Below are 429 nucleotides of genomic sequence, written 5' to 3'. Positions count from 1 at the left end.
CTTATAATGCAGGTGAAACGAAAGGGGCATCTATGACAATGACAGTTTCAGGAAAAGATGTTTGCGGTTATTGTAAAGGAGATATTGCAGCTGCTGCTCAAGCTTCTGGACTGAAATCACTGACTGTTAATGCGACAGATAATGTAACAGGAAAAAATAAAACTTACTATTGGACGCCTGGTATGAAATCAATTAAGGAGAGAAAATGAAAACATCAACAATTGTTTTTGGTGGATTTTTTATTACAGATAATGGAGAACGAATCCAAATCCCTATTTTAGAAAATCCTAACATTAAAGAAATAAATAACTTTTTTTCTGTATCAAATTTTGAAAAAAAAGCCGGAGTCCTTGTTTTCAGAATTATTCCTGAGCCTGAATTTGGCAATACTGAATTAACTATCTATTTTGAAAAAGGATATTATTTACC

Annotated in this window: 2 protein-coding genes; both read left to right on the top strand. The window is 32.4% G+C overall.

Annotated features, from left to right (window positions below):
- The coding region (locus tag RM704_RS45800) for a cytidine deaminase-like fold-containing protein (protein WP_498076459.1) at window positions 1–209 on the top strand (209 nt) is incomplete at its 5' end.
- Window positions 206–429: DUF6911 family protein (locus RM704_RS45795; protein ID WP_438822585.1), on the top strand; the 224-nt coding region annotated here is incomplete at its 3' end. The genes RM704_RS45800 and RM704_RS45795, both read left to right, overlap by 4 nt.

The organism is Streptomyces gottesmaniae, from assembly GCF_031845845.1.
GTDB classification, from domain to species: Bacteria; Actinomycetota; Actinomycetes; order Streptomycetales; family Streptomycetaceae; genus Streptomyces; species Streptomyces akebiae.
Note: the sequence above shows the minus strand (reverse complement) of the source record. Positions and strands in the feature narration are given on the sequence as shown.